Consider the following 24,031-nt stretch of genomic DNA (forward strand, 5'->3'; position numbering starts at 1 on the left):
TAATCTATTCATGAGACATGAACCTCCTTGTGGATAGTTGGTGGTACATCTATTCTAACCAAGGAATCGGGTTCATGTCTCCTTTTTTGTTTAGTTGTCAATTTATGTCAGTGAATTTGCTCATCTACAGTAAAATTATGATTTTCATTTATTGCATCTGTTTGTTTTTAAAAGAGGTTGAAAAATAAACTTTGCTGCAGATGAGCATGGTTCCTCAACTTAAAGTTTCATCAAGCACATGTTGGAATGATGAACATCAAAAAAGGTAGAGATTTATCCATAAATGGCATTGTAGGATAGGGCACACCATCGTCCAATTTTGCCTGGAAAGTAAGAAATCTTTAGAAGGCTGGTGAAAAACGACTGATTTCGCCGAACCCATTGTTTTCGGTCGAAAGAGAAGCGTTGATTTTGCAAGACTTCTCTATTTGAGAAAAAAGTCCATTTTCCGCGATTTTTCACTAAATCCCCGGCCTTTTAGGTGCTGTTCCTTTTCCTATTCCAACGAGCTGACATTGTCCCGCATAGGTCGATGGACGCAAGTGGTCCGTTCGTTTATAATATTTTTGAATGATCAGAATATTTAGGGGGGATAGGGATGGAACAAACGATTGTCGAGACGCGGTATGGGCGGCTGCGCGGTGTGATGAATGGAAGCGTTTTCGTTTGGAAAGGGATTCCGTACGCGAAAGCGCCGGTCGGGGAGCGTCGGTTTTTGCCGCCAGAGCCGCCCGATGCGTGGGATGGGGTGCGGGAGGCGACTGCTTTCGGTCCTGTCGTGATGCAGCCGTCAGATCCGATTTTCAGCGGATTGCTCGGGCGGATGAGCGAGCCGCCGAGCGAAGACGGGCTGTACCTGAACATTTGGTCGCCGGCGGCGGATGGGAAGAAGCGCCCGGTGTTGGTTTGGATTCATGGCGGCGCCTTTTTGTTCGGCTCGGGTTCTTCGCCGTGGTATGATGGGACGGCGTTCGCGAAACACGGCGATGTCGTTGTCGTGACGATCAACTACCGAATGAACGTGTTTGGCTTTTTGCATCTCGGTGATTTGTTCGGCGAAGAGTACGCTCAAGCCGGGAATCTCGGAATTTTGGACCAAGTGGCGGCGCTGCGCTGGGTGAAGGAGAACATTGCGGCGTTTGGCGGCGATCCGGACAATGTGACGATTTTCGGTGAATCGGCGGGAGCGGCGAGCGTCGGCGTGCTGTTGTCGCTTCCGGAGGCGAAGGGGCTGTTTCGGCGCGCCATTTTGCAAAGCGGTTCGGGATCGCTTCTTCTCCGTTCGCCGGAGACCGCCATGGCGATGACCAAGCGCATTCTCGAGCGTGCCGGCATCCGCCCGGGTGACCGCGGCCGGCTCTTGTCGATTCCCGCCGAGGAGCTGCTGCGGGCGGCGCTGTCGCTCGGCCCAGGAATCATGTACGGTCCGGTGGTGGACGGCCGCGTATTGCGCCGCCATCCGATCGAGGCGCTCCACGACGGGGCGGCCAGCGGCATTCCGATTCTCATCGGCGTGACGAAAGACGAGTACAACCTGTTTACCTTGACGGATCCGTCATGGATGAAGCTTGGCGAACACGAACTGCTTGACCGGATCAACCGTGAAGTCGGGCCCGTGCCGGAGGCGGCGATTCGCTATTATGCAGAAACGGCGGAGCCGTCGGCGCCCGCCTGGCAAAAGTGGCTTCGCATCATGACGTACCGCGTGTTTGTCGAGGGGATGCTGCGGACAGCGGACGCCCAAGCGGCTCACGGAGCGGATGTGTACATGTACCGGTTTGACTATGAAACGTCGGTGTTCGGCGGGCAGCTGAAAGCATGCCACGCGCTCGAGCTGCCGTTTGTGTTTCACAATCTCCATCAGCCGGGCGTCGCGAATTTCGTCGGCAACCGGCCGGAGCGCGAGGCGATCGCTGACCAAATGCATTACGCCTGGCTGGCGTTTGCCCGCACCGGCAACCCGAACGGCGATCACTTGCCGGAAGCGTGGCCGGCGTATACGAGCGAGCGCAAGGCGGCCTTTGTCTTTTCAGCCGCCAGCCATGTCGAAGATGATCCGTTTGGCCGCGAGCGAGCGGCATGGCAAGGACGCTAGAAGATTTGATTCGTGAGGGAGCACCGCCATCTGTGAAAAAATGGAGCTTCGGCCTCTCTCCGCTAAACCAACAAAGGAACGGCCAACCGCCGTTCCTTTGTTATTCGTTTGCCCCCTGAGAAGGAAGCCCGAACTGTTCCGCCAGCGCTGGGTCGCGGTCGATGGCCTCGATGAGCTTGCGCATGACGTTGACGTCAAACGTAAAGTTCGCCCCAATCGGCGAGGTGACGAAAATTTTCCCTTTCTTCGCCTCCCGCGCCCGTTTGAATTGATAGCCGTCAATCGCGATGACGACTCGTTCGTCCGGTCTTGCCATTGAAGTCCCTCCAGTCGTTGCCGATTTGCTTTCTATTGTAACGTATTTCGGCGGCGGACGACAATGATCATACCGCACCCGATTCATGGAGCGTCAAGCGGATGGAGGATGAAACGCTCCCCCATCTATGCCAAAGGGGAGGAGCAGGGAATTTTTTGGCCCCATCCCTTCGATTTAGCCCTCTATATAAGTTGAAACTTTGTTTTACATCCAGTAGAACGCCCGCTGCATTCTATCAAAATGACTTGTTATGAAGGAAAACAGAATCGAACAATCGGAAAATCTTTATTGCAACTTATATAGAAAAGACAGGAAATGTAGTCTTTCCTTCAACACCGTTCCATTCTTTCGCTGCCTCCAGGCCGATCAGATCAGGTCAGATACGTTGCGATTTTTGCCAGGCATTCGTCAATGATTTCATCGATTTCCTCCATTTGAGCATCTTCTGGCTTGTATTTTTTTAAAATTTTTAGATGACGGGCTTTCCAATCTAATGTTTCACAAAAAAGAGAATCTGTTCCTTTCGTCGTGTTGAGACAGGCCCGCCAGTTGCCGCCAACGGCGATCTATGGTATAGTGAAATTATTGCAACGTCGGTCGTTGGAGGTGTCAGGCATGCATGCCTTGCTTGTGACGCTGCTTGTCATTGTGTCGATCGCGCTGATCGCGGTTGTCTTGCTGCAGTCGGGCCGCAGCGCCGGGCTGTCGGGGGCGATCACCGGCGGCGCCGAGCAATTGTTCGGGAAGCAGAAAGCCCGTGGGCTCGATGCGGTGTTTCAGCGCGTGACGGTCATATTGGCCATTTTGTTTTTCGTATTGACGATCCTGGTTACGTACGTACAGCCATCATAAGTCAAACATGGGGCGGTCCATAGAATGAAGGGCTGCCCTTTCTATTTCACACCAGAGAGGAAGGAGAACCTATGATGAAAATTGTTCCGCCGAAGCCGTTTTTCTTTGAAGCCGGGGAGCGGGCGGTGCTGCTTTTGCATGGGTTTACTGGCAATTCCGCCGACGTTCGGATGCTTGGGCGATTCTTGGAATCGAAAGGGTATACGTGCTACGCTCCGATTTACAAAGGGCATGGCGTGCCGCCGGAAGAGCTCGTCCACACCGGACCGGATGATTGGTGGCAAGACGTCATGAACGGCTATCAGTTTTTGAAAAACAAAGGCTACGAAAAAATTGCCGTGGCTGGATTGTCGCTTGGAGGCGTATTTTCTCTCAAATTAGGCTACACTGTACCTATACAAGGCATTGTGACGATGTGCGCGCCGATGTACATCAAAAGCGAAGAAACGATGTACGAAGGTGTGCTCGAGTATGCGCGCGAGTATAAAAAGCGGGAAGGGAAATCAGAGGAACAAATCGAACAGGAAATGGAACGGTTCAAACAAACGCCGATGAAGACGTTGAAAGCCTTGCAAGAACTCATTGCCGATGTGCGCGCCCACCTTGATTTGGTTTATGCACCGACGTTCGTCGTCCAAGCGCGCCATGATGAGATGATCAATCCAGACAGCGCGAACATCATTTATAACGAAATTGAATCGCCGGTCAAACAAATCAAATGGTATGAGCAATCAGGCCATGTGATTACGCTTGATCAAGAAAAAGATCAGCTGCATGAAGATATTTATGCATTTCTTGAATCGTTAGATTGGTAACGGCGGAAAGGAGGAGAGGGCTGATGGACCATGCATTGGCCGAACGAATTTTAACGTTTATGCGCGATGAGGCGTACAAACCGCTGACCGTTGAGGAACTGGAGGAAGCGTTTGGGATTGCGGATGCTGAGGAGTTTAAAACGTTTGTCAAAACGCTTGTCGCCATGGAAGAGGAAGGTCTTGTCGTCCGGACGCGCAGCAACCGCTACGGCGTGCCCGAGCGGATGAATCTCGTGCGCGGCAAGGTGATTGGCCACCCGAAAGGATTCGCGTTTGTCACACCGGAGGAGCCGGGACTGGATGATATTTTCATCCCGCCGTCCGAACTGAAAAACGCCATGCATGGCGACACGGTGCTTGTGCGCGTCCAAGCCGATTCATCCGGGGCGCGCCGCGAAGGAACGATCGTCCGCATTTTGGAGCGCGGGGTGAAAGAAGTCGTCGGCACGTACACGGAAAGCAAATATTTCGGCTTTGTCATCCCCGATGACAAACGGATCGTCAACGACATTTTCATTCCGAAAAACGCGGCGAACGGCGCGGTCGAAGGGCATAAAGTCGTCGCCCGGCTCACCTCGTACCCGGAAGGACGAATGAGCGCTGAAGGGGAAGTCGTCCAAATTCTCGGCCATAAAAACGACCCGGGCGTCGACATTTTAGCGATCATCTATAAATACGGCCTTCCGCTTCAATTTCCAGAAGACGTGATCGAGCACGCCAACCGGGTGCCGGATGTCATTACGGAGAAAGACTTGGAAGGGCGCCGCGATTTGCGCGGCGAGATGATCGTCACGATCGACGGGGAAGATGCGAAGGATTTGGACGATGCCGTCACCGTGACAAAGCTTGAAAACGGCAACTATAAGCTCGGCGTTCATATCGCCGATGTCAGCTACTATGTTGAGGAAGGCTCGCCTATTGACCGCGAGGCGTATGAACGCGGCACGAGCGTTTATTTGGTTGACCGCGTCATCCCGATGATCCCGCATCGGCTGTCGAACGGCATTTGCTCGCTCAACCCGAAAGTCGATCGGCTGACGCTCTCGTGCGAAATGGAAATCACCCCGCAAGGAGAAGTCGTCCGCCATGAAATTTTCCCAAGCGTCATCCGCACGGCGGAACGGATGACGTATTCCGATGTCAATAAAATTCTCGTTGACAAAGACGAAGCCTTGCGGGAAAAATATGCGCCGCTTGTGCCGATGTTTGAGCTGATGGCTGAGCTTGCCGACATTTTGCGGGCGAAGCGGATGAAGCGCGGGGCGATTGATTTTGATTTTAAGGAGGCGAAGGTGCTTGTCGATGAAAACGGCAAGCCGTATGATGTCGTCTTGCGCGAGCGGTCGGTCGCTGAGCGGTTGATTGAAGAGTTTATGCTGGCGGCGAACGAAACGGTGGCTGAGCATTTCCATTGGTTGAACGTGCCATTTATTTACCGTGTTCACGAGGATCCGAAGCCGGAAAAACTGCAGCGCTTTTTAGAGTTCATCACGAACTTCGGCTATGTCGTGAAAGGAACGGGCAACCAAATCCATCCGCGCGCTTTGCAACAAATTCTCGAAGCGGTGCGCGGCGAGCCGGAAGAAATGGTGATCTCGACCGTCATGCTTCGGTCGATGAAGCAGGCGCGCTATGACGCCGAGAGCCTCGGCCATTACGGCCTGTCGACTGAGTTTTACACCCATTTTACGTCGCCGATCCGCCGCTACCCGGATTTGATCGTCCATCGGTTGATCCGGACGTATCTCATTAACGGCCAGATGGATCTTGACACCCAGCAAAAATGGGCGGAAAAGCTGCCTGAAATTGCGGAACACGCTTCCGATATGGAGCGGCGCGCCGTTGAGGCGGAGCGGGAGACGGACGATCTGAAGAAAACCGAGTTTATGGAAGACAAAATCGGGATGGAGTTTGACGGCATTATCAGCTCGGTGACGAACTTCGGCTTGTTCGTTGAGCTGCCGAACACGATCGAAGGCTTGGTGCACGTCAGCTACTTAACGGACGACTATTACCGCTACGACGAACGCCACTACGCGTTGATCGGCGAACGGACCGGGAAAATGTACCGCATCGGCGATGAAATCACCGTCCGCGTCATCAACGTGAACAAAGACGAGCGGATCGTCGATTTTGAAGTCGTCGGCATGAAGGGACGCCGCCCCCTGAAAGCGAAAGCCGCTCCGGTCGTCATTGAAGGGAAAAAACAAAAGAAAGGAAAAGCGAAGGCGGAGCCGAAAGCGCAAAGCGGCTCAAACCGCAGCGCGAAGGCGAAAAAGAAGAAAAAGAAAAAACGGTGAGGAAAAGCCGAACGGGCGGCTTTTCCTTCTTTTTCGTTTTTGGTAAAATAAGAAACGCTACGATGAGGAGGGGGAAAACGGATGCCGAAAGGCGAAGGAAAAGTGATCGCCCAAAACAAAAAAGCGCACCACGACTATTTCATCGAAGAAACGTATGAAGCGGGCCTCGTTTTGCAAGGTACGGAAATCAAATCGATCCGCAACGGCCGGGTGAATTTGAAAGATTCGTTCGCCAAAGTGGAAAAAGGGGAAGTGTTTCTCCATAACATGCATATCAGCCCGTACGAACAAGGCAACCGCTACAACCATGATCCGCTGCGGACGAGAAAGCTCCTTTTGCACCGCCGCGAAATCAACAAGCTGATCGGCTACACGAAAGAGCAAGGGTATACGCTCGTGCCGCTCAAACTGTACATTAAAAACGGCTTTGCCAAAGTGGAGCTCGGGGTGGCCAAAGGGAAGAAAAAATACGACAAACGGGAAGACATGAAGCGGAAAGAAGCGCAGCGCGAAATCGAGCGGGCGTTCCGCGAGCGGCAAAAACTATAGAGGGTTGGTGATTCAAAGAAAAAACGGGAGATCCCAATTCTTTTTCTATTTAGAGAAACTTTGTCAGATCGACATGCCTTTCTCGTCCAGCGCCGCCGATCTGGGCGCAAAACCCGTTTTTCACCAGCCTTATAGGGAGTCGGTGGTGTATGGGAAAAACAGTTCTCAATCGAATCTTCTCCAGTGGAGAAGCATTGAAACATCGGCTCTTCTTTCCTGGCGAACTCCATCGCTTTGGCAAAAATGACCGTTTTTCACCGGGGTTGAAAACATTCCCATTGAAAATGCGCATCGCCATGGTATAATAAATAATGCAACAGCCAGTTATCCATCGCTTACGCTATTCCGATCTTTCTTCGCCACCGCGGGGACGATCCGGATTCGACAGGGGTAGGTCGAGCTTAAGCGGCGAGCCGAGGGGGACGTCCTCGTAAAAACGTCACCTAAAGATAACTGGCAAACAAAACTACGCTTTAGCTGCCTAATTGCTGCAGCTAGCTCCTCCCGCCATCGCCCGCGTGGCGTTCGAGGGGCTCATATGAAGCGGGCTACGCCCAAATCCGCTGCCTGAGGATGAGGGAAGAGACGAACCAGGCTAGCCGCCGGGATGCCTGTCGGTAGGCGGAACGGACGGCGAAGCGAAATATACCGACTACGCTCGTAGATGCTTAAGTGGCGATGCCTCTGGACGTGGGTTCGACTCCCACCGTCTCCATTTCCAACATCCGAACGGTTCGGATGCGAAATCGTGAAACCCTTGATGCGACCGCGTTTGCGGTCGTTTTTCATTTTTGGGGAATCCTAAAGAAATCGATAGAATCCGAAAAAATTTTGCACGGATTTTGCACCGCGTTTTTACCTTGCATTGTACGTTGTTTTTGAAGATGTAACATATTTTGAAACAGATTGCGTTAAAGACTTTGATGCTGATGAAATATTGGAAGTAGTGCTTATTTCCGCCACTCAATCGCTTGAAAAAGTTCAAATAGTAACCGACGGGGTGAACATCATCATGATTGAGGCGGGGAATGTAGAGTGGCACTCACTTTGAGCGCAATGCTTAAGGGTAATTCTTACAATGCGCGCATACCGTTGGCCCGATATTTTTATACAGTTTTGAGAAACAGAAAGAGATTTGTCGGCTGCCCAAAAACGCGGCGATGCATAGCCCCATCACTGAAGTGGTTGTCAGCGGTACAAATACGGGGTGCCGTAGTATTCCGTCCGGTTGAGCTCCGGGTATTCCGAAGTGAAATGAATGAAAATCGGGCACCAATCACAAAACGGGTACGTGTGAAAAAAAGCGCGGTCGCCATAGCGAATGGCTTCGAGCGCCAACGGCAATTCTTTCTTGAATACGTTCGCCCGGCGCGCATTTTCTTGCCGGCCCATTTGCCGGTTGCCAATGAATACATAGAGAAACAATACTAGCTGTTGCCCGGCTTGTTTCCATTCACCGAGCACTTCATCGCGTTGAGAAGTGAGCTGATCAGTGACAAATGCGCGGGAGACGGTGAGGAATAAGGCGCCAGTCGTGTCCGAGTGGGTTAAGGTGTACAGACGGCCGTTCACTGGTGACAGCTGGGTGATTCCAGCGGTCTGGGTGACGTGCAGTCGCTCGGGAGAAAGGTGTTTCATGGCGGTCCTCCTTCTGTTCTGGAAAGTGGATGATCTCATTCATCTATATGTGCCTTTATTGGCGGCGATGACAAAACAAAACCGAACGGGACGGTCGATCCGCGTTCGGTTTTGCTTTATGGTTTTTCATGAGGTGGCGGTGGTTGCTTCTTTGTCCGCAGCGGCTTCATGATGGGCCAGCGGGGCGGCAGGATCGGCCCATTGCGGGCGCCAGGCGATGCAAAGCGCCCCGCCGATGATGCCGAGAATCGTGCCGACTAAGAAGCCGCCCAAGGCGCCCATGATCGACAGAATGGCACTGAACATACCGATGATGCCGAGCAAGGTGGATAGCCGCGGCATGGCGTAGGAAAGAATCCCCATCAACATGACCATGCCGCCAAGGAAAAAGCCGACGAACACCATGCTTCCGGGAACGAGAGAAATTTCGTATAGCTGCATCGGAACCCATAAAATCACAAGGCTTGATAACAAGAGAAACGTTGCCCCCCAAAACGGGCGGCGTTTCCGCCAGCGACCGAACGCCTGCCAGCTAGAACGAATGATGCCCAATGTTTCTCATCCTTACTGAAATTAGTTGAGTTTTTCAAAGTACACTTTCATGCCCGGCAGCGACACTTTTTGCTGGAATAAGTAGACGGTTTTGATATCACCGTTTTCGATCGTAATGCTGTTGGCTCCTTGTGTGAATTCTTTGGCCGCTTTCTCGACTGGGTTGCTGGTATCGCCGACATAGCTTTCTTTCATCGTCAAGCTGCCGAAGGAGATGTTGCCGTTGATTTGCGTCGCTTTTTGCACGAGGCCGTCAATGGAGACAGGCTCGCTCGCGACAATGACGACGCGAATGCCCAAGGCCGGGAAGTCTTTCGAAATCCGAAGACCTTGAATCGTCGCTTTATCCATTTCATTGACGAAGACCGGCGTCTGCGGCGCATTGCCTGCTTCCGCCACGCCGCCGTACATTTTAAACCCGCTGCCGTTCAGTTTGTCAAATTGAACGGTAAATTCGCCGACCCCGCTGATTGGTACGGCATAGGCGACGCCTGTCAGCCCGAAGATCGACAGCAAGGCTCCGAGAAGCAGGAACCCTCCCAACAGTGCGGCGATCAGCGGCTTTTTCGCCGTGCGCCCCCCAATGATGACCGGTTTTGTTGCCATTTCCATGGCGTTTCTCCTCCCCCTTTTTTTGAATGATCAGCGCTGTAAGCGCTTTAGTGAATCTGTTTAAATTTTATGACAATTATACATTCCATTACATCCCTATGTTTGTCGGATTTTTTAAGTGCTCTTGGACAACCGTGACGGGCAAAAGAAGGAATTGACTGATCGAATTAAGAAAGTAGATGATCAAAGTAGTCGATCACTAGCGGGGATGCGGGGGGAGGATGGGGATGTCGAAGGAATTAAATGATCACTTGCTTCGTTTGCTTCATGAAGCGGCCGACATCTTGCACATGTATGCGGCGGAATTGAACCGGGAATGGAAGCGGATCGGCGAAGCGCTTGGCAAGCGGAATGCGCGGGTTCAAGAGGTGTTTTCCACGCTGTGCGCATTCGTTCAGGCAAGATTGCTCCCGTACGGGGGCGAACATCCAGCGAATGGGCATCTCGAACGCATTGCGGCGTTTCATCCGGAGATGATCATATTTTCCCTGAATTTAATGGAAAATACGGTTCATCAAGTGTTGAAGGCGCATGCGTCAGCGGCTGCTGCGCTGCACCCAGCCGTGCGGTATTTGTTTTTCAAATGGAATGAATGGTTGTTGTATGAAGTGAATGAGCAATCATTCAAAATCGGCGGCGATTCCTCGTGGAAAAAAGAATCCTTGTGGAAAGATGCCGTCATTTTGTTCAACGAATGGATTTTGCGGGCGCAGACGTTTGAGGAATCGGCGGCGCATATTTGTTTTGGTTTTTCCTATTTTCTTCCTTTCAGCCGCTGCGCTCTGTTTCAATTTGTCAATCAGGAGAGCACAGCCATCGGTCTGCACGGGCATGGCGTGGACAATGGGCAAATTCAGCGCTTGCGCGTGGAATTGGACAGCATTCCGATGTTGAAAGAAAGTGTGGGGAAATTGAAAGCGGAAGTGCATGAATTTCGACATTTTCGTCCGATTTATGTGCCGAGGGCGAGCGAACAGTTTCCGCGCCTGTATGTGGATTTGTTCGGTTTGGCCTCACTGGTGATCGTTCCGGTGTATGTGCCGACGGAAGGGCGGATGATTGGAGGCGTCGTTCTCGACCGCGGACCGGGCCGCTTCTTTGCCGTTGACCGCCGCCTGTTTCCCGCGCTGATGAAATTTGGCCAAAGCGCGGGGGAGTTGCTGTTGAAATGGATCAAGGCGCCAAAAAAAGAATGGGAAGGGATGGCGGAATCCTTGTCGCCAAGAGAAATCGAGATTTTGAAGCTGCTCGCCGACGGAGCCTCGACATTGGAAGCGGCCTGTCAGCTTTATTTGAGCGAATTTACGGTGCGCGACTACATTTCCAGCGCCTTAAGGAAACTCAACGCGAAAAATCGGACGGAAGCGGTGGCAAAAGCGCTGCGTCTTGGGTTGATCGGATGATGAGGCGGACTGGTCTGTCCGGCCGTTTCATTTCACACCATTTTCGCCGATTGCTCACCGTTTTTTGGCTGTTTGATCGTTTTGTTGTGCAAAAGATTCCGAGCATTCGCCGCTTTCTAGCGGCGTAAACATCTTTGGAAGCGGCTTGAATGTCCTTGAGCATCAGGCCGCTTTCTTTTCTCGACGTTGGGTTTTTTTGTCATGTTCTGCATGGGGCGGCATATGGATAAAAAGGGAATCTTCTTCATCGCATCAAAAGGGAGGAAATGAGAATGAACCAGCCCTACGCGTCCCATGCTTCGTCACCGCAGCTCATTGCCCTGGTTGACCCGTATGTGTACCACGCTTTCCAAGCTTTGAACGGCAAAGAAGTGGTGGTGGAAACAGTCCGCGGTTCGATCCAAGGAACTGTGAGGGATGTGAAGCCGGACCATATTGTCATCTCGGCGCATCAGGCGGTTTATTACATCCGCTTGGCGCAAGTGGTGTCTGTTCGCCTCAGCAATTAATGGAGAGGAGGAAAAGAGTCGTGGTATTTCAGCGGATCGACCGGCTGGCGATCGAATTGCCGAAGCCGAAGTACGCGGACCCCAATGCGGCTGCCGCTGTCCAGGAGCTGCTTGGCGGCCGTTTCGGAGAAATGTCGACGTTAAACAATTATTTGTTTCAGTCATTCAATTTTCGGCAAAAAAAGAAGCTGCGCCCGTTTTACGAGTTGGTGGCGAGCATCACCGCCGAAGAGTTTGGCCATGTGGAGCTCGTGTCCAATGCGATCAACCTTTGCTTGACCGGCTCCACCCATCCGGGTGATCCGGATGCAGCGCCGATGAAGGATGCGAAAGACAAGCGCAATACGTATCATTTTATCGCGACGGCGCAGACGGCGTTTCCCGGCGATTCGATGGGGAAGGCGTGGACGGGGGAGTACGTGTTCAACAGCGGCAACTTGATTTTGGATTTGCTTCACAACTTTTTCCTTGAATGCGGAGCGCGCACGCATAAAATGCGCGTCTATGAAATGACGGACCATCCTACCGCCCGCGAGATGATCGGCTACTTGCTTGTGCGCGGGGGCGTTCATATTTTAGCGTACGCCAAAGCGATCGAAGTGGCTACGGGGGTCGATGTGACGAAACTGCTGCCGATCCCGAAGTTGGATAACCGTGTGTTCGACGAGGCGAGAAAGTATGAGGATCAAGGCGTCCACCGCCGGCTTTATACGTTCAGCGATCGCTATTACAAAGAAATCGTCCGCATTTGGCAAGGAACCCATCCAAGCGATGGACAGCCGCTCGAGGTGGTCGAAGGAGCGCCCCAAGGGGGGGCGATCCCCGATTTGGACGAAGTGCCGGAAGAATTCGCCCCCGGGATTTCGGCCGAAGATTTTTTCGAAATCGCCAAGCGGCTGCAGCGGTCGGCAGGGTTGTGATGAGGCGCCCAACGGCGCCTGATTTTTTTGGAAAGCCGGTCGTTGAACAAAAAGTGCGGCGCAACGAAGAGATGACGCCAATGTTGTTTTTTCCCTTCACTTGAGCGTCCACGATTGGAGGAATCGCTATCTTTCTTCATGTTGTCCGCCGGCGGCGCGGGCCGCAGCGGTTTGGAGCACGTCGAGGAATGTTCGGGCGCTTTTCGGCAAATACCGTTGTCGGTCGAGGATGGCGGCGGCTTCCGCTGTCATGGAAGAGTCGATGATCTCCAGCACCTTGATGCCGGGGAGGCGAAACAAGGCTACAGTGGATTGCGGCACAATGGTGGCCCCGAGGCCTTGGGCGACAAGGGAGAGCAATATGGTCGCGTCCGGGCATTCGCATAGAACGTTCGGTTCAAAGCCATGGCGGCGGCATTCCTCGATGACCCGCTCGTACTGTCCGGCGCCGTGCACTCGGTGGAGAAGGAGAAGCGGCCAATCAGCAAAATCGCGCATGCATAACGCGGTTTGGCCGGTTTTCCATTGCGCCGGCAACACGCCGACATAACGTTCGCCGGGCAGACGGATGACGTCGTAATCAGCCGAGTCGATCGGCAGGCGGACGATGCCGATGTCAATGTGCCGCTCGTAAAGCAGCTGGCAAATGGAAAATGTATCTCCTTCACGGAGATGAAAGGTCACGTTCGGGGCTTGTTCATGGAAGTGACGGATGGCTTGGGCCAAATAGTAAAAGCACGATTTAACGCAGCCGATCGACAGCGTTCCCGCCGTTCCCTCTTCGATTTCTTTTACTTCCGCTACGGCGTCATCCAGCTGGGCGAGCAGCCGTTTCGCCTTTTCGTAAAACGCTTTGCCCGGTGCGGTGAGCTCCATTTTTTTCGCCTTCCGGTCAAATAAAGGAACGCCGAGCTCTTCTTCGAGCTGCTTCAGCTGCTGGCTGAGCGGCGGCTGGGCGATATGAAGCTTTTGCGCCGCTTTGGTGATTTGCCCCTCTTCGGCAATCGTGACGAAGTATTTCAGCTGCTTCACATCGATCATGGCCGTGACTCCTCTCTTGCTTCCATATCTTTTTCGTATAGGATGGTTGATCATTTTTGTATTTTTCATATATGAAATCATATGTTATATTAATTTTGAACATTCTGAATGATAGCGCTTCCTTATCTATTATACGTGAAAACGGGGGGAATGAAAATGCCGGCCAAAACAGGTCAGGAGTATATGGAGCGGCTCAAGCGGGCGAAAAGCAGCGTGTACATCCACGGGGAAAAAGTTGAGGATGTCACTGTTCATCCGGCGTTCCGCAACGTCGTCCGTTCGATGGCGGCGCTTTACGACCGGCAATATGAAAAGCCGGAGAAAATGTTGTACCGGTCGCCGACAACCGGGCAGTTCGTCGGCATGACGTTCATTCAGCCGACAACCATTGACGAGCTCATCGCCCGCCGCGAGGCGACGCAAGAATGGGCGCGTATGTCGGCGGGGATGATGGGCCGTTCTCCCGATTATTTAAACGCGGAAGTCATGGCCATGGGCGTCGCCAATGATCTATTTGCCGAAGATGATCCGATGTTTGCCGAAAACGCGAAAAACTACTATGAGTACGCGCGTGAAAACGACATCAGCTTGACGCACACGCTCATCCATCCGCAAATGAATCGCGCCAAGGCGCTTCATGAACAAAACGATGCCGATGTGCCGCTCCATTTGGTGGAACGGCGAAAAGACGGGATCATCGTCAGCGGCATCCGTCTGTTGGCGACGCAAGGCGGGATTACGGACGAAATTTTAGTGTTTCCATCAACCGTGAAAAAATCGACAGCTGGTGAAGACCCGTACGCGCTCGCCTTTGCCATTCCGAACAATACGCCGGGCGTCAAGTTCATTTGCCGCGAGGCGTTTGACTACGGGCGGAGTGCGTGGGACCATCCGCTGGCGTCCCGCTTTGAAGAGGGCGATGCCATCGTTTCGTTTGAAAACGTGTTTGTGCCGTGGGAGCGCGTGTTTGTTTGCGGCAATTCATCGATTTGCAACCGGACGTTCCGTGAGACGAACGCGGTCATTCATATGTCCCATCAAGTGGTGGCGAAAAACATCGTCAAAACGGAGTTTTTGCTCGGTGTCACGCTTTGTCTGATCGAAGCAATCGGCATCGGCGAATTCCAGCATGTGAAAGATAAAGGGGCGGAAATCATGCTCGTCCTCGAGACGATGAAGAGCCACCTGTACCGGGCTGAGCACAATGCGAAGCGAGACCGCTGGGGAACGATGACGCCGGATTTTGCCGCGCTCGATGCCGCGCGCAACTGGTATCCGCGCATTTATCCACGGCTTTCGGAGATCATCCGCATTTTAGGAGCATCGGGGTTGATGGCGATTCCGACGGAAGCCGATTTCCACAACGAAGAAATTGGGGATATCGTCCGCCGAGCAATGCAGGGGGCGACGGTGGACGGCTATGAACGCGTCCAGCTGTTCCGGCTCGCTTGGGATCTCACGATGAGCGCGTTCGGAGCCCGGCAGACGCATTATGAATATTACTTTTTCGGCGATCCCGTTCGGATGGGGATGGCGTATTTTGACGGCTATGAAAAAGAGCCGTATCAACAGTTCGTGCGTGAATTTCTGCGCGGCGCCAAAAGTGTGTTCATTCCTTCTGACAGCCAGCGGTGACAGTGCAAATGGAGTTGAATTTTATCGAAAGGGGAGAAGGATGGTGAAATTTTCCATTATTCGCTGCGCCCGCGCGGTGCTGCATGTGACTGATTTGGCCGCCGCCCGCGATTTTTACGAACGGGTGCTTGGGTTTGTCGTGACGGAAGCGGATGAGAGCCATCTGTATTTGCGGGGGCTGGAAGAATATCATCATCATAGCCTTCTGTTGAAAAAGGCGCCCCGTCCCGCGGTTGAAGCGCTTGGCTACAAAGTCGGTTCCGAGCAGCAATTGGAAGCGCTTTATGAATGGTTTGCGGCGCAAACGCTGCAGCCGAAATGGCTGGAAGCGGGAAGCCAGCGAGCCGTCGGGAGAGCGTTTCGCGTGCAGGATTCGTCCGGGCTGCCGCTTGAGTTTTTCGCGCATATGGACAAAACTGAGCGGCTGTTGCAGCGGTATGACTTGCACCGCGGCGCCCGCGTGCAGCGCATTGACCATTTCAACTGCGCGGTGACGGATGTTAAGCGTGCGTATGACTTTTATGTTCACGGCTTGGGGTTTGCTTGTTCGGAGTATACGGAAACAGAGGATGGGAAGCTTTGGGCGGCATGGCTGCACCGGAAACAAAATGTTCACGATTTGGCGCTGATGAATGGGAAAGGGCCGCGCCTTCACCATATCGGGTTTTGGCTGCCTGACCCGCTCAGTTTGATCCATGCGTGCGATGTGCTGGCGGCGGCTGGATATGCGGCAAACATTGAACGCGGGCCGGGCCGCCACGGATTGTCGAACGCCTTCTTTGTCTATTTGCGCGACCCGGATGGCCACCGAATTGAGCTGTATAACGGCGACTATTTGACGAGCGACCCCGATTTTCCGCCGATCCGCTGGGATTTGGACGATCCAAGGCGCCAGACGTTTTGGGGGCATGCGGCGCCGGACAGCTGGTTTGAAGAGGCGTCCGTCGTTCTTGATGTTCACAGCGGTCAGCCGATCGAGCCGGACGAACCGACATTGGCGAAGCAGAAACCGACCTTCCTGATTTAGAAAAAGACCGCAGCCCTTCTGCTCGGTTTTCGGGATCATGATTATATATGATTTTATCGTTGATTTCATATATGATAGTGTGTACAATATAAATAAGATTCAGAAAAATAAAGCCAATAGGGGGCAAGGGGATGGCATACCACGAGGCGAAAGAACGGCTGCGCGGCTCGATCGCGCCGGTCGTCACGCCGTTTGATGAGGAAGGAAACGTTGATTTTGCGGCGCTCGCCGCGCTCATCGATTGGCATATTGAAAGCGGCACGCACGGCATTTCCGTCACGGGAACGTCGGGAGAGCCGAGCTCGCTGACGCTTGAAGAGCGAAAACAGGTGATGGAAACGGCGAAAAAAGCGGTGGCGGGTCGGGTGCCGTTCGTGCCGGGGACGGGCTCGACCAACCATGCGGAAACGATCGAGCTGACCAAATTTGCGCAAGAGATTGGGGCCGATGCCGCGATGGTCATCGTCCCGTATTACAACCGTCCGTCCCAGCAGGCGCTGTATAAACATTTTAAGGCGGTGGCCGAGGCGGTCGACATTCCGATCATCGTCTACAACATTCCGGGGCGGACGGCGGTCAATTTGGAAGTCAAAACGATGGCGCGGCTGGCCGAAGATTGTCCGAACATTATCGGCGTGAAAGAGTCGAACAAAGACTTCGAGCATGTCAACCGGGTGTTGTGGCATTGCGGGCGCGATTTCCTTCTCTTTTCCGGCATCGAGCTTTTGTGCTATCCGATGCTGGCGATCGGCGGCGCCGGATCGATCAGCGCGACGGCGAACGTCGTGCCGCATAAGGTGGCCGAGCTGCATGATGCTTGGTTTGACGGCGACATCAAGCGGGCGCAAGATCTTCATTTTGAACTGATGGAGCTCAATGATGTGCTGTTCATTGAAACGAATCCGGGCCCTGTCAAAGCAGCGCTCGGCATGATGGGGAAAATCACCCCGAAGCTCCGGCTGCCGCTCGATTTGCCAAGCGAAGAACATCAGCAGCAAATCCGCCGCACGCTCGTCAAATACGGCTTGCTGGCCGAAGAGACGCGGGACGAAGAAATGCAAAAAGCGACATAAAACAAGCGCGTGCAACCGGTCACGAGTGTTGATGATCCGTTGCTTCCCGAAAACAGAGCGCCATGCAGCTGCACGCTCCGTCGGCAAGCGAACCGCTTGCCGACGGCGGCAGAAAAGCCGGGAACAGTGCTTTCTCAACTGGTTTTGATTGGTTCATCAACACGCCTGGCAACAGGCATATTAGATGCAACGAAATCGTTTAACATATCCTTGACGGAAAAGTGGCTCATCCATTTTTCAACTGACGAGGGTAAGCCCGTAGGCTTCTCCGTCACGCCAAAGCGCGATCAAATGCTCGGTAAGAGCTGCAAATGGTAAAGCTTCAAATGGCATCGATACAGATGAGGAGGATACATGATGGCGAATGTGCGCTTGCGTCTGGCCGGCATGAGGCGGACGATTGAGGCAAAGGCGGATCCGCACGGCGGGACGGTGTCGTTTGGCGGGCAGACGCACCGCATTGATGAATTGGAATGGGACGCGCCTATTGGCGGGGCGATGTACGGGGTGGCGCTGAATGATGAAAAGGAGTGGGCGGCGCTGTCAAAAGAGATGAACGCCCCGCCGTATGAAAAGCCGCCGGAAGGCCCGGTGCTGTATATGAAGCCGGCAAACACCATCAACGCCCATCGGCGTCCGGTGCTTCTGCCTCGTTGGGTGAAGCATCTTCAGGCTGCTCCGGCGCTCGGGCTGGTGATCGGGCGGACGGCGGCGCGCGTGCGGCGCGAGCAGGCGCTCGATTTTGTATTCGGCTATACGATCGTGAATGATCTGTCGATTCTACACGAGCAGCGGCACCGCCCGGCGGTGAAGGAGCAGGCGCGCGACGGGTTCGCCCCAGTCGGCCCGTGGATCGTGCCGAAAGAGGAAGCGTCGCCGCTGTCATCCTTGACCGCACGCGTATACGTCAACGGGCGCCTCGTCCAGCGTGCAGACCCGAGCCGCTTTCGCCTTCCAGTCGAACAATGGCTTGCTGAGGTGACCGAATTTATGACCCTTTACCCAGGCGATGTGCTGTTTTTCAGCTGGCCGGCCGATGCGCCGCTTGTTACAGCAGGAGATGTGGTGCGCATCGAAATCGAAAGGATCGGTGTGTTGGAAAATGAAATCGCCCTGGAACAAGGAGGCGATGAATGATGAGGCGGGCGCGTGTGGCCTGGAACGGAATCGTGACCGAAGCCGAGCCGCTCGACGATGGCCGCCTCCGCCTGCCGGACGGAACGATCGTCGGGGAGCTTGAAGTGATGTGGCTTCCCCCGGTGGAGCCGGGAGTGATCGTGGCGCTTGGATTGAATTATGCCGAGCATGCCGGCGAATTGTCTTTTGTTGCGCCGAAAGAGCCGCTTTTATTTTTCAAAGGGAAAAATACGCTCATCGGCCATCGCGGCCGAACCGTTCGCCCGGAGGGGGTCAACATGATGCATTATGAATGCGAGCTCGCGGTCGTCATCGGCCGCCCGGCCAGCCGGGTGAAAGCGGAACGGGCGTACGACTACATTTTCGGTTACACGATTGCCAACGATTACGCTGTTCGCGACTACTTGGAAAATTACTACCGGCCGAATTTCCGCGTCAAAAACCGCGACCGGACGACGCCGCTAGGCCCGTGGATCGTCAGCCATGAGGAAGTCGGCGATCCGATGGCGCTTCGTTTGCGGACGTATGTCAATGGGGCGGTTGTGCAGGAAGGATATACGGGCGATATGATTTTTTCGATCCCGTATTTGCTTGAGTACATCACCGAATTCATGACGCTCGCGCCTGGCGACGTGATTTTGACCGGCACGCCGAAAGGGGCGGTGAACGTCCAGCCCGGCGATGAAGTCGTGGCCGAAATCGAACGCATCGGCCGGCTGATCAATTACATCGTCTAGCCAAAGGAGGAGGAATGATGCCGCACTTTATTTTGGAATACACGGCCAATCTCGGCGAAGAGGCCGATATTCGCGGCTTGCTTGGAAAAATTCACCGCGTGTTGATCAAGCGGAGCGATTGGTTTCCCGTCGGCGGCATCCGCTCGCGCGCCATTCGGCTTGACGAGTACTATGTGGCTGATGGGGCCGAAGACGATGCGTTTGTGCACGGGACGCTGAAAATCGGCGCCGGGCGTCCGGAACAGGTGAAAAAAGAAGTCGGCGACGAGCTGTTTGCCGTGATGAAAGACCATTTCGCCCCGCTGTTCGCCAAACGCTATTTGGCGCTGTCGCTTGAGCTGTATGAATTCAACGAGGCGGGGACGTATAAACACAACAACATTCATGCGCGTTATCGGACATAGCGGGAGGGGGAAACGAATGGCAGTGCAACCAAAAGTGCTTCATTATATCAATGGGCAGTTTATGGAAGGGGCAGCCGGTGCGTATTTCGACAACATCAATCCGTTTACGAACGAACCGATCAACGAAGTGGCCGAAGGGCGGAAAGAAGACATCGACGCAGCGGTCCGGGCGGCAAAGGAGGCGTTTGATCACGGGCCGTGGCGGACAATGCCGGTCGAACGGCGTCTTCGTTACCTTTTCCGCATTGCTGACTTGATTGAGCAGTATGCGGACGACATCGCCTATTTAGAAGCGCTTGACACCGGCATTCCGATCAGCCAGGCGAAAAAGCAAGCCGCCCGCGCGGCGGAAAACTTCCGCTTTTACGCGGAAATGGTGAAGACGCGCCTTGTCGGCGAGGCGTACCATGTGAATGGACAGTTTTTAAACTATACCGTTTATAAACCAGTCGGCGTCGCCGGGCTCATCACGCCGTGGAATACGCCATTTATGCTGGAAACGTGGAAGGTGGCTCCCGCGCTGGCGACCGGCAACACCGTCGTCTTGAAGCCGGCCGAATGGTCGCCGTTGACGGCGAATAAACTGGCGGAAATCATCGATGAAGCCGGGCTGCCTCGCGGGGTGTTCAACGTCGTGCACGGGTTTGGCGAAACGGCGGGCGCCGCATTGGTTGCCCACCCGGATGTGCGCCTCATCTCGTTTACCGGCGAGACGACGACCGGCATGGAAATCATCCGCAACAGCGCTGCGACGTTGAAAAAAACATCGATGGAGCTCGGCGGCAAGTCGCCGCTCATTGTGTTCGCCGATGCGGATCTCGAACGGGCGCTCGATGCGGCGGTTTGGGGGATGTTTTCGCTCAATGGCGAACGGTGCACGGCCAACTCGCGGCTTTTGCTTGAACAGTCGATTTACGACGAATTTGTCGCCCGGCTCAAAGAGCGCGTCGACCGCATCGTCATCGGCGACCCGATGAACCCGGCGACTGAACTCGGTCCGCTCATTCACCGCGATCATTGGGAGCGAGTGAACCGCTATATTGAGATTGCCAAGCAGGAAGGGGCGGACGTCTATGCCCCCAGCGTTCCGAAAGGGCTGGAGCGGGGTAACTTTGTGCCGCCAACGTTGCTGCTTGGTTGCCATAACGGCATGAGGGTGGCGCAGGAAGAGATTTTCGGACCGGTCATGGCGGTCATGTCCTTTGCGGATGAAGAAGAGGCGATACGGCTGGCGAACGATGTGAAATACGGGCTGGCGGCATACGTCTGGACGAACGATATGAAGCTCGGCCACCGCGTCGCCCAAGCGATCGAAAGCGGGATGGCGTGGGTCAACTCGCCGAACGTCCGCGATTTGCGCATCCCGTTTGGCGGGACGAAATACAGCGGCATCGGCCGCGAAGGTGGGCATTACAGCTTTGATTTCTATACGGAAGTGCAAGTCGTCCACGTCGCCGTCGGCGATCCGCCGATCCCCGCGTTCGGCAAGGGGGAGAAACCGACCGCCTTGTCTGCCGAACAGGCATAACGACTAGTCAATGTATATGATCTAGTATATGATAAACGTATGGAAACGAAAGCGAAAAACAAAACCCAATTGGCTTACGAGTATATTCTTTCCCGCATTGAAAACGGCGTCTATGGCCCGGGATACCGCGTCGTCATCGACCAAATCGCCCGCGAGCTTGGACTCAGCAGCATCCCGGTGCGCGAGGCGATCCGCCAGCTCGAGGCGGAAGGGCTTGTCGAATTTAAGCCGTATACAGGCGCCGTTGTGAGCAACATCAACGAGAAAGAATATATCGAGACGCTGTCGGTGTTGGCTGTGCTGGAAGGCTATGCGACCGCGCTTGGCTCCGCCCATTTGACGAAGGAGGCGATCAACGAGCTTGAGCGGTTGAACGAATGGATGGAGCGGGCGCTTGAAGAGCTGGAGCTGGAACGGTTCAGCGAGCTGAACTATGAATTTCATTCCTTGATTTACGCCCATTGCGGCAACGCCTACCTCGAAGAGCAAATCAAGCAAATTTGGCAGCGGATGAAGCGCATCCGCGCCTACGGCTTCACCTTTGTGCCGCAGCGGGCGAAAGCATCGATCGAAGAACATAGAGAGATCATCCGTCTGTTGCGTGAACAGGCGCCGCCGCATGAAATCGAACAATACGTTCGTCAACACAAAATCAACACCGCCGAAGCGTTTAAGCGGCGGCGCTGATCTTCTTCCGCCGGGTGGAGGCCTGGCGGGAGAACGATGATTTGAAAGCGTTGTCAATATAAAAGGGGGGCAAAAAAAGATGAAAAAAGGAATGTCTCTATTGATGGCGGCATTGTTGCTCATTTTCCTTGCCGCCTGTGGGAAGACGGCGACATCGGGAGGAGAGGATGAAATCAAAATTGGCGCCATTTTTTCGGCTTCCGGCGGGGCGGCCCCGCTTGGCAAACCGGAGATGGAGACGGTCAAAATGCTCGTTGAGCAATGGAACAAGCAAGGCGGCATTGATGGAAAGAAAATCAAGCTGATTGCCTATGATGACAAGTCCAACCAAAATGAGGCCGTATTATCCACGAAAAAACTCATCGAACAAGACAAAGTCACTGCCATTATTGGCGGCACGATCAGCGGCAACTCCTTAGCCATGATTCCACTCATTGAAAAAGCAGGCATTCCGTACATTTCCCTCGCCGCAAGCAAACAAATCGTCAATCCAAGCGATGGATCCTCACGTCATTGGACATTTAAAACCGCTCAAGGGGACAATATCGTCATCCAGAAGCTGCTTGGTTTTTTAAAAGAGAAAGGATGGACGAACGTCGCCTGGCTGAACGTCGCCAATGCATACGGAACGAGCGGGCATGAAGAGTTTGTGCATTATGCCCCGGAATATGGGGTGAAAGCCGTCATCGAAGAGGAGTTTGAGGCGACGGTCGATGATGCGAAAGCGATGTTGACAAAGGTGAAAAAAGCGAATCCGCAAGCCATTATCGTATGGGGAACAGCGCAGGAATCGGCGGTCGTCACGAAAAACATCCGCCAGTTGGGCATTGAGGCGCCGATTGTGGAAAGCCATGGCATCGGCACGAAAAGCTTTATTGACTTGGCCGGGGAGGCGGCCAACGGCGTATGGTTCCCTGCCGGGCGCATTTTAGTGGCCGATCAGCTTCCGGACAGCGACCCGCAAAAAGAAACGCTGCTAAAATACAAAGAACAGTTTGAGAAAGCGTACGGCTATGCCCCGACAACGTTTGGTGGACATGCGTGGGATGCGTTCCATTTGTTGGTCAATGCGATCAAGGAGGGCGGCGCGGATCAAGAGAAAATACGGTCGGCTCTGGAGAATACAAGAAAATTTATCGGCATTTCGGGCGTCTTCCATATGTCGAAAGACGACCATACAGGGCTTGACGCCGACAGTTTGGTGATGGTGCAAATTCAAGACGGCAAGTTTGTCCTTGCCGAGCAGTAAACAGGGAATGAGGTCGCTAATTCCCTTTTGTTCCACCTAACCGTTGAAGGAGGGACGGGGCATGGAAGCGTGGAGCCAGTTTGTGCAGCTGTTGTTTTCCGGGCTGACGGTCGGCAGCATTTACGCGTTGGTGGCGATCGGGTTTGTCATTACGTACAGCGTGACCGGCATTTTAAATTTGGCTCAAGGCGATTTCGCTATGTTGGGGGCGTTGTTTTGCATTACGTTGGTCAATAACGGAGTGCCGTTTGCCGCGGCCATCGGTTTGAGCATGCTTGCGGTGATGGTCGTCGGTGGGCTGTTTGAGCGGCTGGCGATTCAGCCGGCGCGCCGTTCGCCTGTCGCGGTGCTCATTATCATTACGATCGGGGCGTCGTTTGTATTCCGCGGGATCGCCTTGCTTGTTTGGGGGACGGATCCGTACGCGCTGCGCCCCTTTACGGGCCATGGGGCGCTTGAGGTGTTTGGAGCGGTCATCCAATGGCAAAGCGTCTGGGCGATCGTCATTTCGCTCGCAAGTTTTGCCGCCTTGCATCTGTTTTTTCACCGAACATACATCGGCAAGGCGGTGGCGGCCTGCGTCATCAATCCGTTTGCCGCTCGGTTGATGGGGATTGACATCCGCAAAATGTCGCTTGGCGCGATTGCCGTCAGCGCCGGTCTTGGAGCGCTGGCGGGAATCGTCATCGCCCCGATTTCGGGCGCGTCTTATGATATGGGAATGATGATCGGGCTGAAGGCGTTCATCGCCGCTGTTGTCGGGGGATTGACGAACGCCCCGGCGGCGATCGCCGGTGCGTTTCTCGTCGGGCTGCTTGAATCATTTGCGGAAGGATACTTGTCCTCGGGGTACAAAGAAGCGATCAGCTTCGGGCTGCTATTGCTTGTTCTGTTTTTCATGCCAAACGGGCTGTTTGCCAAGATGACAGGAAAACGAGTGTAAGGGGGGCGG

24 protein-coding genes and 1 other RNA gene are annotated in these 24,031 nt (G+C 54.0%); 20 read left to right on the forward strand and 5 right to left on the reverse strand.

What is annotated here, in order from left to right:
* Positions 1-598: 598 nt before the first annotated feature.
* Positions 599-2,095, forward strand: coding sequence for a carboxylesterase/lipase family protein (locus tag JCR24_RS16030; RefSeq protein WP_238981003.1), 1,497 nt, complete (start codon positions 599-601; stop codon positions 2,093-2,095).
* Positions 2,096-2,195: 100 nt separating this feature from the next.
* Here the strand turns inward: JCR24_RS16030 and JCR24_RS16035 are convergent, their stop codons facing one another.
* A complete protein-coding gene (locus JCR24_RS16035) occupies positions 2,196-2,411 on the reverse strand; it encodes a hypothetical protein (protein WP_013144264.1) in 216 nt (71 codons plus the stop codon).
* Positions 2,412-3,026: 615 nt separating this feature from the next.
* Here JCR24_RS16035 and secG point away from each other — a divergent pair.
* The 6 genes from secG (at position 3,027) to ssrA (ending at position 7,645) form a co-directional block, all read left to right on the forward strand.
* A complete protein-coding gene (gene secG, locus JCR24_RS16040; RefSeq protein WP_011232516.1) occupies positions 3,027-3,263 on the forward strand; it encodes a preprotein translocase subunit SecG in 237 nt (78 codons plus the stop codon).
* Between the two features lie 74 nt (positions 3,264-3,337).
* The gene (gene estA / locus JCR24_RS16045; protein ID WP_094239184.1) at positions 3,338-4,078 is read left to right on the forward strand and encodes a carboxylesterase; all 741 of its coding nucleotides are present in this window, start codon (positions 3,338-3,340) and stop codon (positions 4,076-4,078) included.
* A gap of 23 nt (positions 4,079-4,101) precedes the next feature.
* The gene (gene rnr / locus JCR24_RS16050; protein ID WP_238981004.1) at positions 4,102-6,378 is read left to right on the forward strand and encodes a ribonuclease R; all 2,277 of its coding nucleotides are present in this window, start codon (positions 4,102-4,104) and stop codon (positions 6,376-6,378) included.
* An 81-nt stretch (positions 6,379-6,459) separates the two neighbouring features.
* Positions 6,460-6,927, forward strand: coding sequence for an SsrA-binding protein SmpB (gene smpB / locus JCR24_RS16055; protein WP_013144268.1), 468 nt, complete (start codon positions 6,460-6,462; stop codon positions 6,925-6,927).
* 149 nt (positions 6,928-7,076) lie between these two features.
* The gene (locus JCR24_RS16060) at positions 7,077-7,232 is read left to right on the forward strand and encodes a hypothetical protein (RefSeq protein WP_014196709.1); all 156 of its coding nucleotides are present in this window, start codon (positions 7,077-7,079) and stop codon (positions 7,230-7,232) included.
* A 61-nt stretch (positions 7,233-7,293) separates the two neighbouring features.
* Positions 7,294-7,645, forward strand: a transfer-messenger RNA (tmRNA) gene (ssrA, locus tag JCR24_RS16065).
* 470 nt (positions 7,646-8,115) lie between these two features.
* On the opposite strand, the gene JCR24_RS16070 is transcribed toward ssrA, so the two are convergent.
* From JCR24_RS16070 to JCR24_RS16080, 3 genes are all read right to left on the reverse strand, one after another.
* A complete protein-coding gene (locus tag JCR24_RS16070; protein ID WP_013524577.1) occupies positions 8,116-8,565 on the reverse strand; it encodes a staygreen family protein in 450 nt (149 codons plus the stop codon).
* Positions 8,566-8,691: 126 nt separating this feature from the next.
* On the reverse strand, positions 8,692-9,117 hold the full coding sequence (locus JCR24_RS16075; RefSeq protein ID WP_011232511.1) for a DUF6114 domain-containing protein: 426 nt from the start codon (positions 9,115-9,117) through the stop codon (positions 8,692-8,694).
* 21 nt (positions 9,118-9,138) lie between these two features.
* Complete coding sequence (locus JCR24_RS16080; protein WP_068895097.1) at positions 9,139-9,729, reverse strand: DUF6230 family protein; 591 nt, start codon at positions 9,727-9,729, stop codon at positions 9,139-9,141.
* Between the two features lie 227 nt (positions 9,730-9,956).
* Between JCR24_RS16080 and JCR24_RS16085 the strand changes: the two genes are divergently transcribed.
* The 3 genes from JCR24_RS16085 (at position 9,957) to JCR24_RS16095 (ending at position 12,561) form a co-directional block, all read left to right on the forward strand.
* Positions 9,957-11,132, forward strand: a complete 1,176-nt coding sequence (locus tag JCR24_RS16085; RefSeq protein ID WP_238981005.1) for a helix-turn-helix domain-containing protein — start codon at positions 9,957-9,959, stop codon at positions 11,130-11,132.
* A 272-nt stretch (positions 11,133-11,404) separates the two neighbouring features.
* Positions 11,405-11,641 (forward strand): YuzF family protein, encoded by a 237-nt coding sequence (locus tag JCR24_RS16090; protein ID WP_013144273.1) that lies wholly within the window; start codon positions 11,405-11,407, stop codon positions 11,639-11,641.
* A gap of 20 nt (positions 11,642-11,661) precedes the next feature.
* Positions 11,662-12,561 carry a manganese catalase family protein gene (locus JCR24_RS16095; RefSeq protein ID WP_023633694.1) on the forward strand — a complete coding sequence of 300 codons (900 nt, stop codon included), beginning with the start codon at positions 11,662-11,664 and terminating at the stop codon, positions 12,559-12,561.
* A gap of 126 nt (positions 12,562-12,687) precedes the next feature.
* On the opposite strand, the gene JCR24_RS16100 is transcribed toward JCR24_RS16095, so the two are convergent.
* A complete protein-coding gene (locus tag JCR24_RS16100) occupies positions 12,688-13,602 on the reverse strand; it encodes a LysR family transcriptional regulator (RefSeq protein WP_011232505.1) in 915 nt (304 codons plus the stop codon).
* A gap of 156 nt (positions 13,603-13,758) precedes the next feature.
* Here JCR24_RS16100 and hpaB point away from each other — a divergent pair, with 156 nt between their 5' ends.
* The 10 genes from hpaB (at position 13,759) to JCR24_RS16150 (ending at position 24,022) form a co-directional block, all read left to right on the forward strand.
* On the forward strand, positions 13,759-15,237 hold the full coding sequence (gene hpaB / locus JCR24_RS16105) for a 4-hydroxyphenylacetate 3-monooxygenase, oxygenase component (protein WP_238981006.1): 1,479 nt from the start codon (positions 13,759-13,761) through the stop codon (positions 15,235-15,237).
* Between the two features lie 43 nt (positions 15,238-15,280).
* Positions 15,281-16,264, forward strand: coding sequence for a 3,4-dihydroxyphenylacetate 2,3-dioxygenase (hpaD, locus tag JCR24_RS16110; protein ID WP_238981007.1), 984 nt, complete (start codon positions 15,281-15,283; stop codon positions 16,262-16,264).
* Between the two features lie 131 nt (positions 16,265-16,395).
* Positions 16,396-17,337, forward strand: a complete 942-nt coding sequence (gene hpaI / locus JCR24_RS16115) for a 2,4-dihydroxyhept-2-ene-1,7-dioic acid aldolase (protein ID WP_238981008.1) — start codon at positions 16,396-16,398, stop codon at positions 17,335-17,337.
* Positions 17,338-17,694: 357 nt separating this feature from the next.
* Entirely contained in the window at positions 17,695-18,474 is a 780-nt protein-coding gene (locus JCR24_RS16120) for a fumarylacetoacetate hydrolase family protein (RefSeq protein ID WP_238981009.1), read from the forward strand.
* Positions 18,471-19,211 (forward strand): fumarylacetoacetate hydrolase family protein, encoded by a 741-nt coding sequence (locus tag JCR24_RS16125; protein WP_011232500.1) that lies wholly within the window; start codon positions 18,471-18,473, stop codon positions 19,209-19,211. The genes JCR24_RS16120 and JCR24_RS16125 overlap by 4 nt, the downstream gene beginning before the upstream one ends.
* A gap of 17 nt (positions 19,212-19,228) precedes the next feature.
* A complete protein-coding gene (locus JCR24_RS16130) occupies positions 19,229-19,615 on the forward strand; it encodes a 5-carboxymethyl-2-hydroxymuconate Delta-isomerase (RefSeq protein WP_013144279.1) in 387 nt (128 codons plus the stop codon).
* 16 nt (positions 19,616-19,631) lie between these two features.
* Positions 19,632-21,143 carry a 5-carboxymethyl-2-hydroxymuconate semialdehyde dehydrogenase gene (gene hpaE / locus JCR24_RS16135; RefSeq protein WP_238981010.1) on the forward strand — a complete coding sequence of 504 codons (1,512 nt, stop codon included), beginning with the start codon at positions 19,632-19,634 and terminating at the stop codon, positions 21,141-21,143.
* 39 nt (positions 21,144-21,182) lie between these two features.
* A complete protein-coding gene (locus JCR24_RS16140) occupies positions 21,183-21,830 on the forward strand; it encodes a GntR family transcriptional regulator (protein ID WP_011232497.1) in 648 nt (215 codons plus the stop codon).
* A 79-nt stretch (positions 21,831-21,909) separates the two neighbouring features.
* Positions 21,910-23,079: an ABC transporter substrate-binding protein gene (locus JCR24_RS16145; protein ID WP_011232496.1), complete on the forward strand. Its 1,170-nt coding sequence runs from the start codon at positions 21,910-21,912 to the stop codon at positions 23,077-23,079.
* A gap of 61 nt (positions 23,080-23,140) precedes the next feature.
* Positions 23,141-24,022 (forward strand): branched-chain amino acid ABC transporter permease, encoded by an 882-nt coding sequence (locus tag JCR24_RS16150; protein WP_069304502.1) that lies wholly within the window; start codon positions 23,141-23,143, stop codon positions 24,020-24,022.
* The last annotated feature ends 9 nt before the right edge of the window (positions 24,023-24,031 follow it).

This window comes from Geobacillus sp. YHL (assembly GCF_022341265.1).
Lineage (GTDB): Bacteria > Bacillota > Bacilli > Bacillales > Anoxybacillaceae > Geobacillus > Geobacillus thermoleovorans.

Coding starts and splice junctions, on each gene's coding strand:
- JCR24_RS16030 (WP_238981003.1), top strand. CDS start 599: ATGGAACAAACGATTGTCGAGACGCGGTATGGGCGGCTGCGCGGTGTG.
- JCR24_RS16035 (WP_013144264.1), bottom strand. CDS start 2,411: ATGGCAAGACCGGACGAACGAGTCGTCATCGCGATTGACGGCTATCAA.
- secG (WP_011232516.1), top strand. CDS start 3,027: ATGCATGCCTTGCTTGTGACGCTGCTTGTCATTGTGTCGATCGCGCTG.
- estA (WP_094239184.1), top strand. CDS start 3,338: ATGAAAATTGTTCCGCCGAAGCCGTTTTTCTTTGAAGCCGGGGAGCGG.
- rnr (WP_238981004.1), top strand. CDS start 4,102: ATGGACCATGCATTGGCCGAACGAATTTTAACGTTTATGCGCGATGAG.
- smpB (WP_013144268.1), top strand. CDS start 6,460: ATGCCGAAAGGCGAAGGAAAAGTGATCGCCCAAAACAAAAAAGCGCAC.
- JCR24_RS16060 (WP_014196709.1), top strand. CDS start 7,077: ATGGGAAAAACAGTTCTCAATCGAATCTTCTCCAGTGGAGAAGCATTG.
- JCR24_RS16070 (WP_013524577.1), bottom strand. CDS start 8,565: ATGAAACACCTTTCTCCCGAGCGACTGCACGTCACCCAGACCGCTGGA.
- JCR24_RS16080 (WP_068895097.1), bottom strand. CDS start 9,729: ATGGAAATGGCAACAAAACCGGTCATCATTGGGGGGCGCACGGCGAAA.
- JCR24_RS16085 (WP_238981005.1), top strand. CDS start 9,957: ATGTCGAAGGAATTAAATGATCACTTGCTTCGTTTGCTTCATGAAGCG.
- JCR24_RS16090 (WP_013144273.1), top strand. CDS start 11,405: ATGAACCAGCCCTACGCGTCCCATGCTTCGTCACCGCAGCTCATTGCC.
- JCR24_RS16100 (WP_011232505.1), bottom strand. CDS start 13,602: ATGATCGATGTGAAGCAGCTGAAATACTTCGTCACGATTGCCGAAGAG.
- hpaB (WP_238981006.1), top strand. CDS start 13,759: ATGCCGGCCAAAACAGGTCAGGAGTATATGGAGCGGCTCAAGCGGGCG.
- hpaI (WP_238981008.1), top strand. CDS start 16,396: ATGGCATACCACGAGGCGAAAGAACGGCTGCGCGGCTCGATCGCGCCG.
- JCR24_RS16120 (WP_238981009.1), top strand. CDS start 17,695: ATGGCGAATGTGCGCTTGCGTCTGGCCGGCATGAGGCGGACGATTGAG.
- JCR24_RS16125 (WP_011232500.1), top strand. CDS start 18,471: ATGATGAGGCGGGCGCGTGTGGCCTGGAACGGAATCGTGACCGAAGCC.
- JCR24_RS16130 (WP_013144279.1), top strand. CDS start 19,229: ATGCCGCACTTTATTTTGGAATACACGGCCAATCTCGGCGAAGAGGCC.
- hpaE (WP_238981010.1), top strand. CDS start 19,632: ATGGCAGTGCAACCAAAAGTGCTTCATTATATCAATGGGCAGTTTATG.
- JCR24_RS16140 (WP_011232497.1), top strand. CDS start 21,183: ATGGAAACGAAAGCGAAAAACAAAACCCAATTGGCTTACGAGTATATT.
- JCR24_RS16145 (WP_011232496.1), top strand. CDS start 21,910: ATGAAAAAAGGAATGTCTCTATTGATGGCGGCATTGTTGCTCATTTTC.
- JCR24_RS16150 (WP_069304502.1), top strand. CDS start 23,141: ATGGAAGCGTGGAGCCAGTTTGTGCAGCTGTTGTTTTCCGGGCTGACG.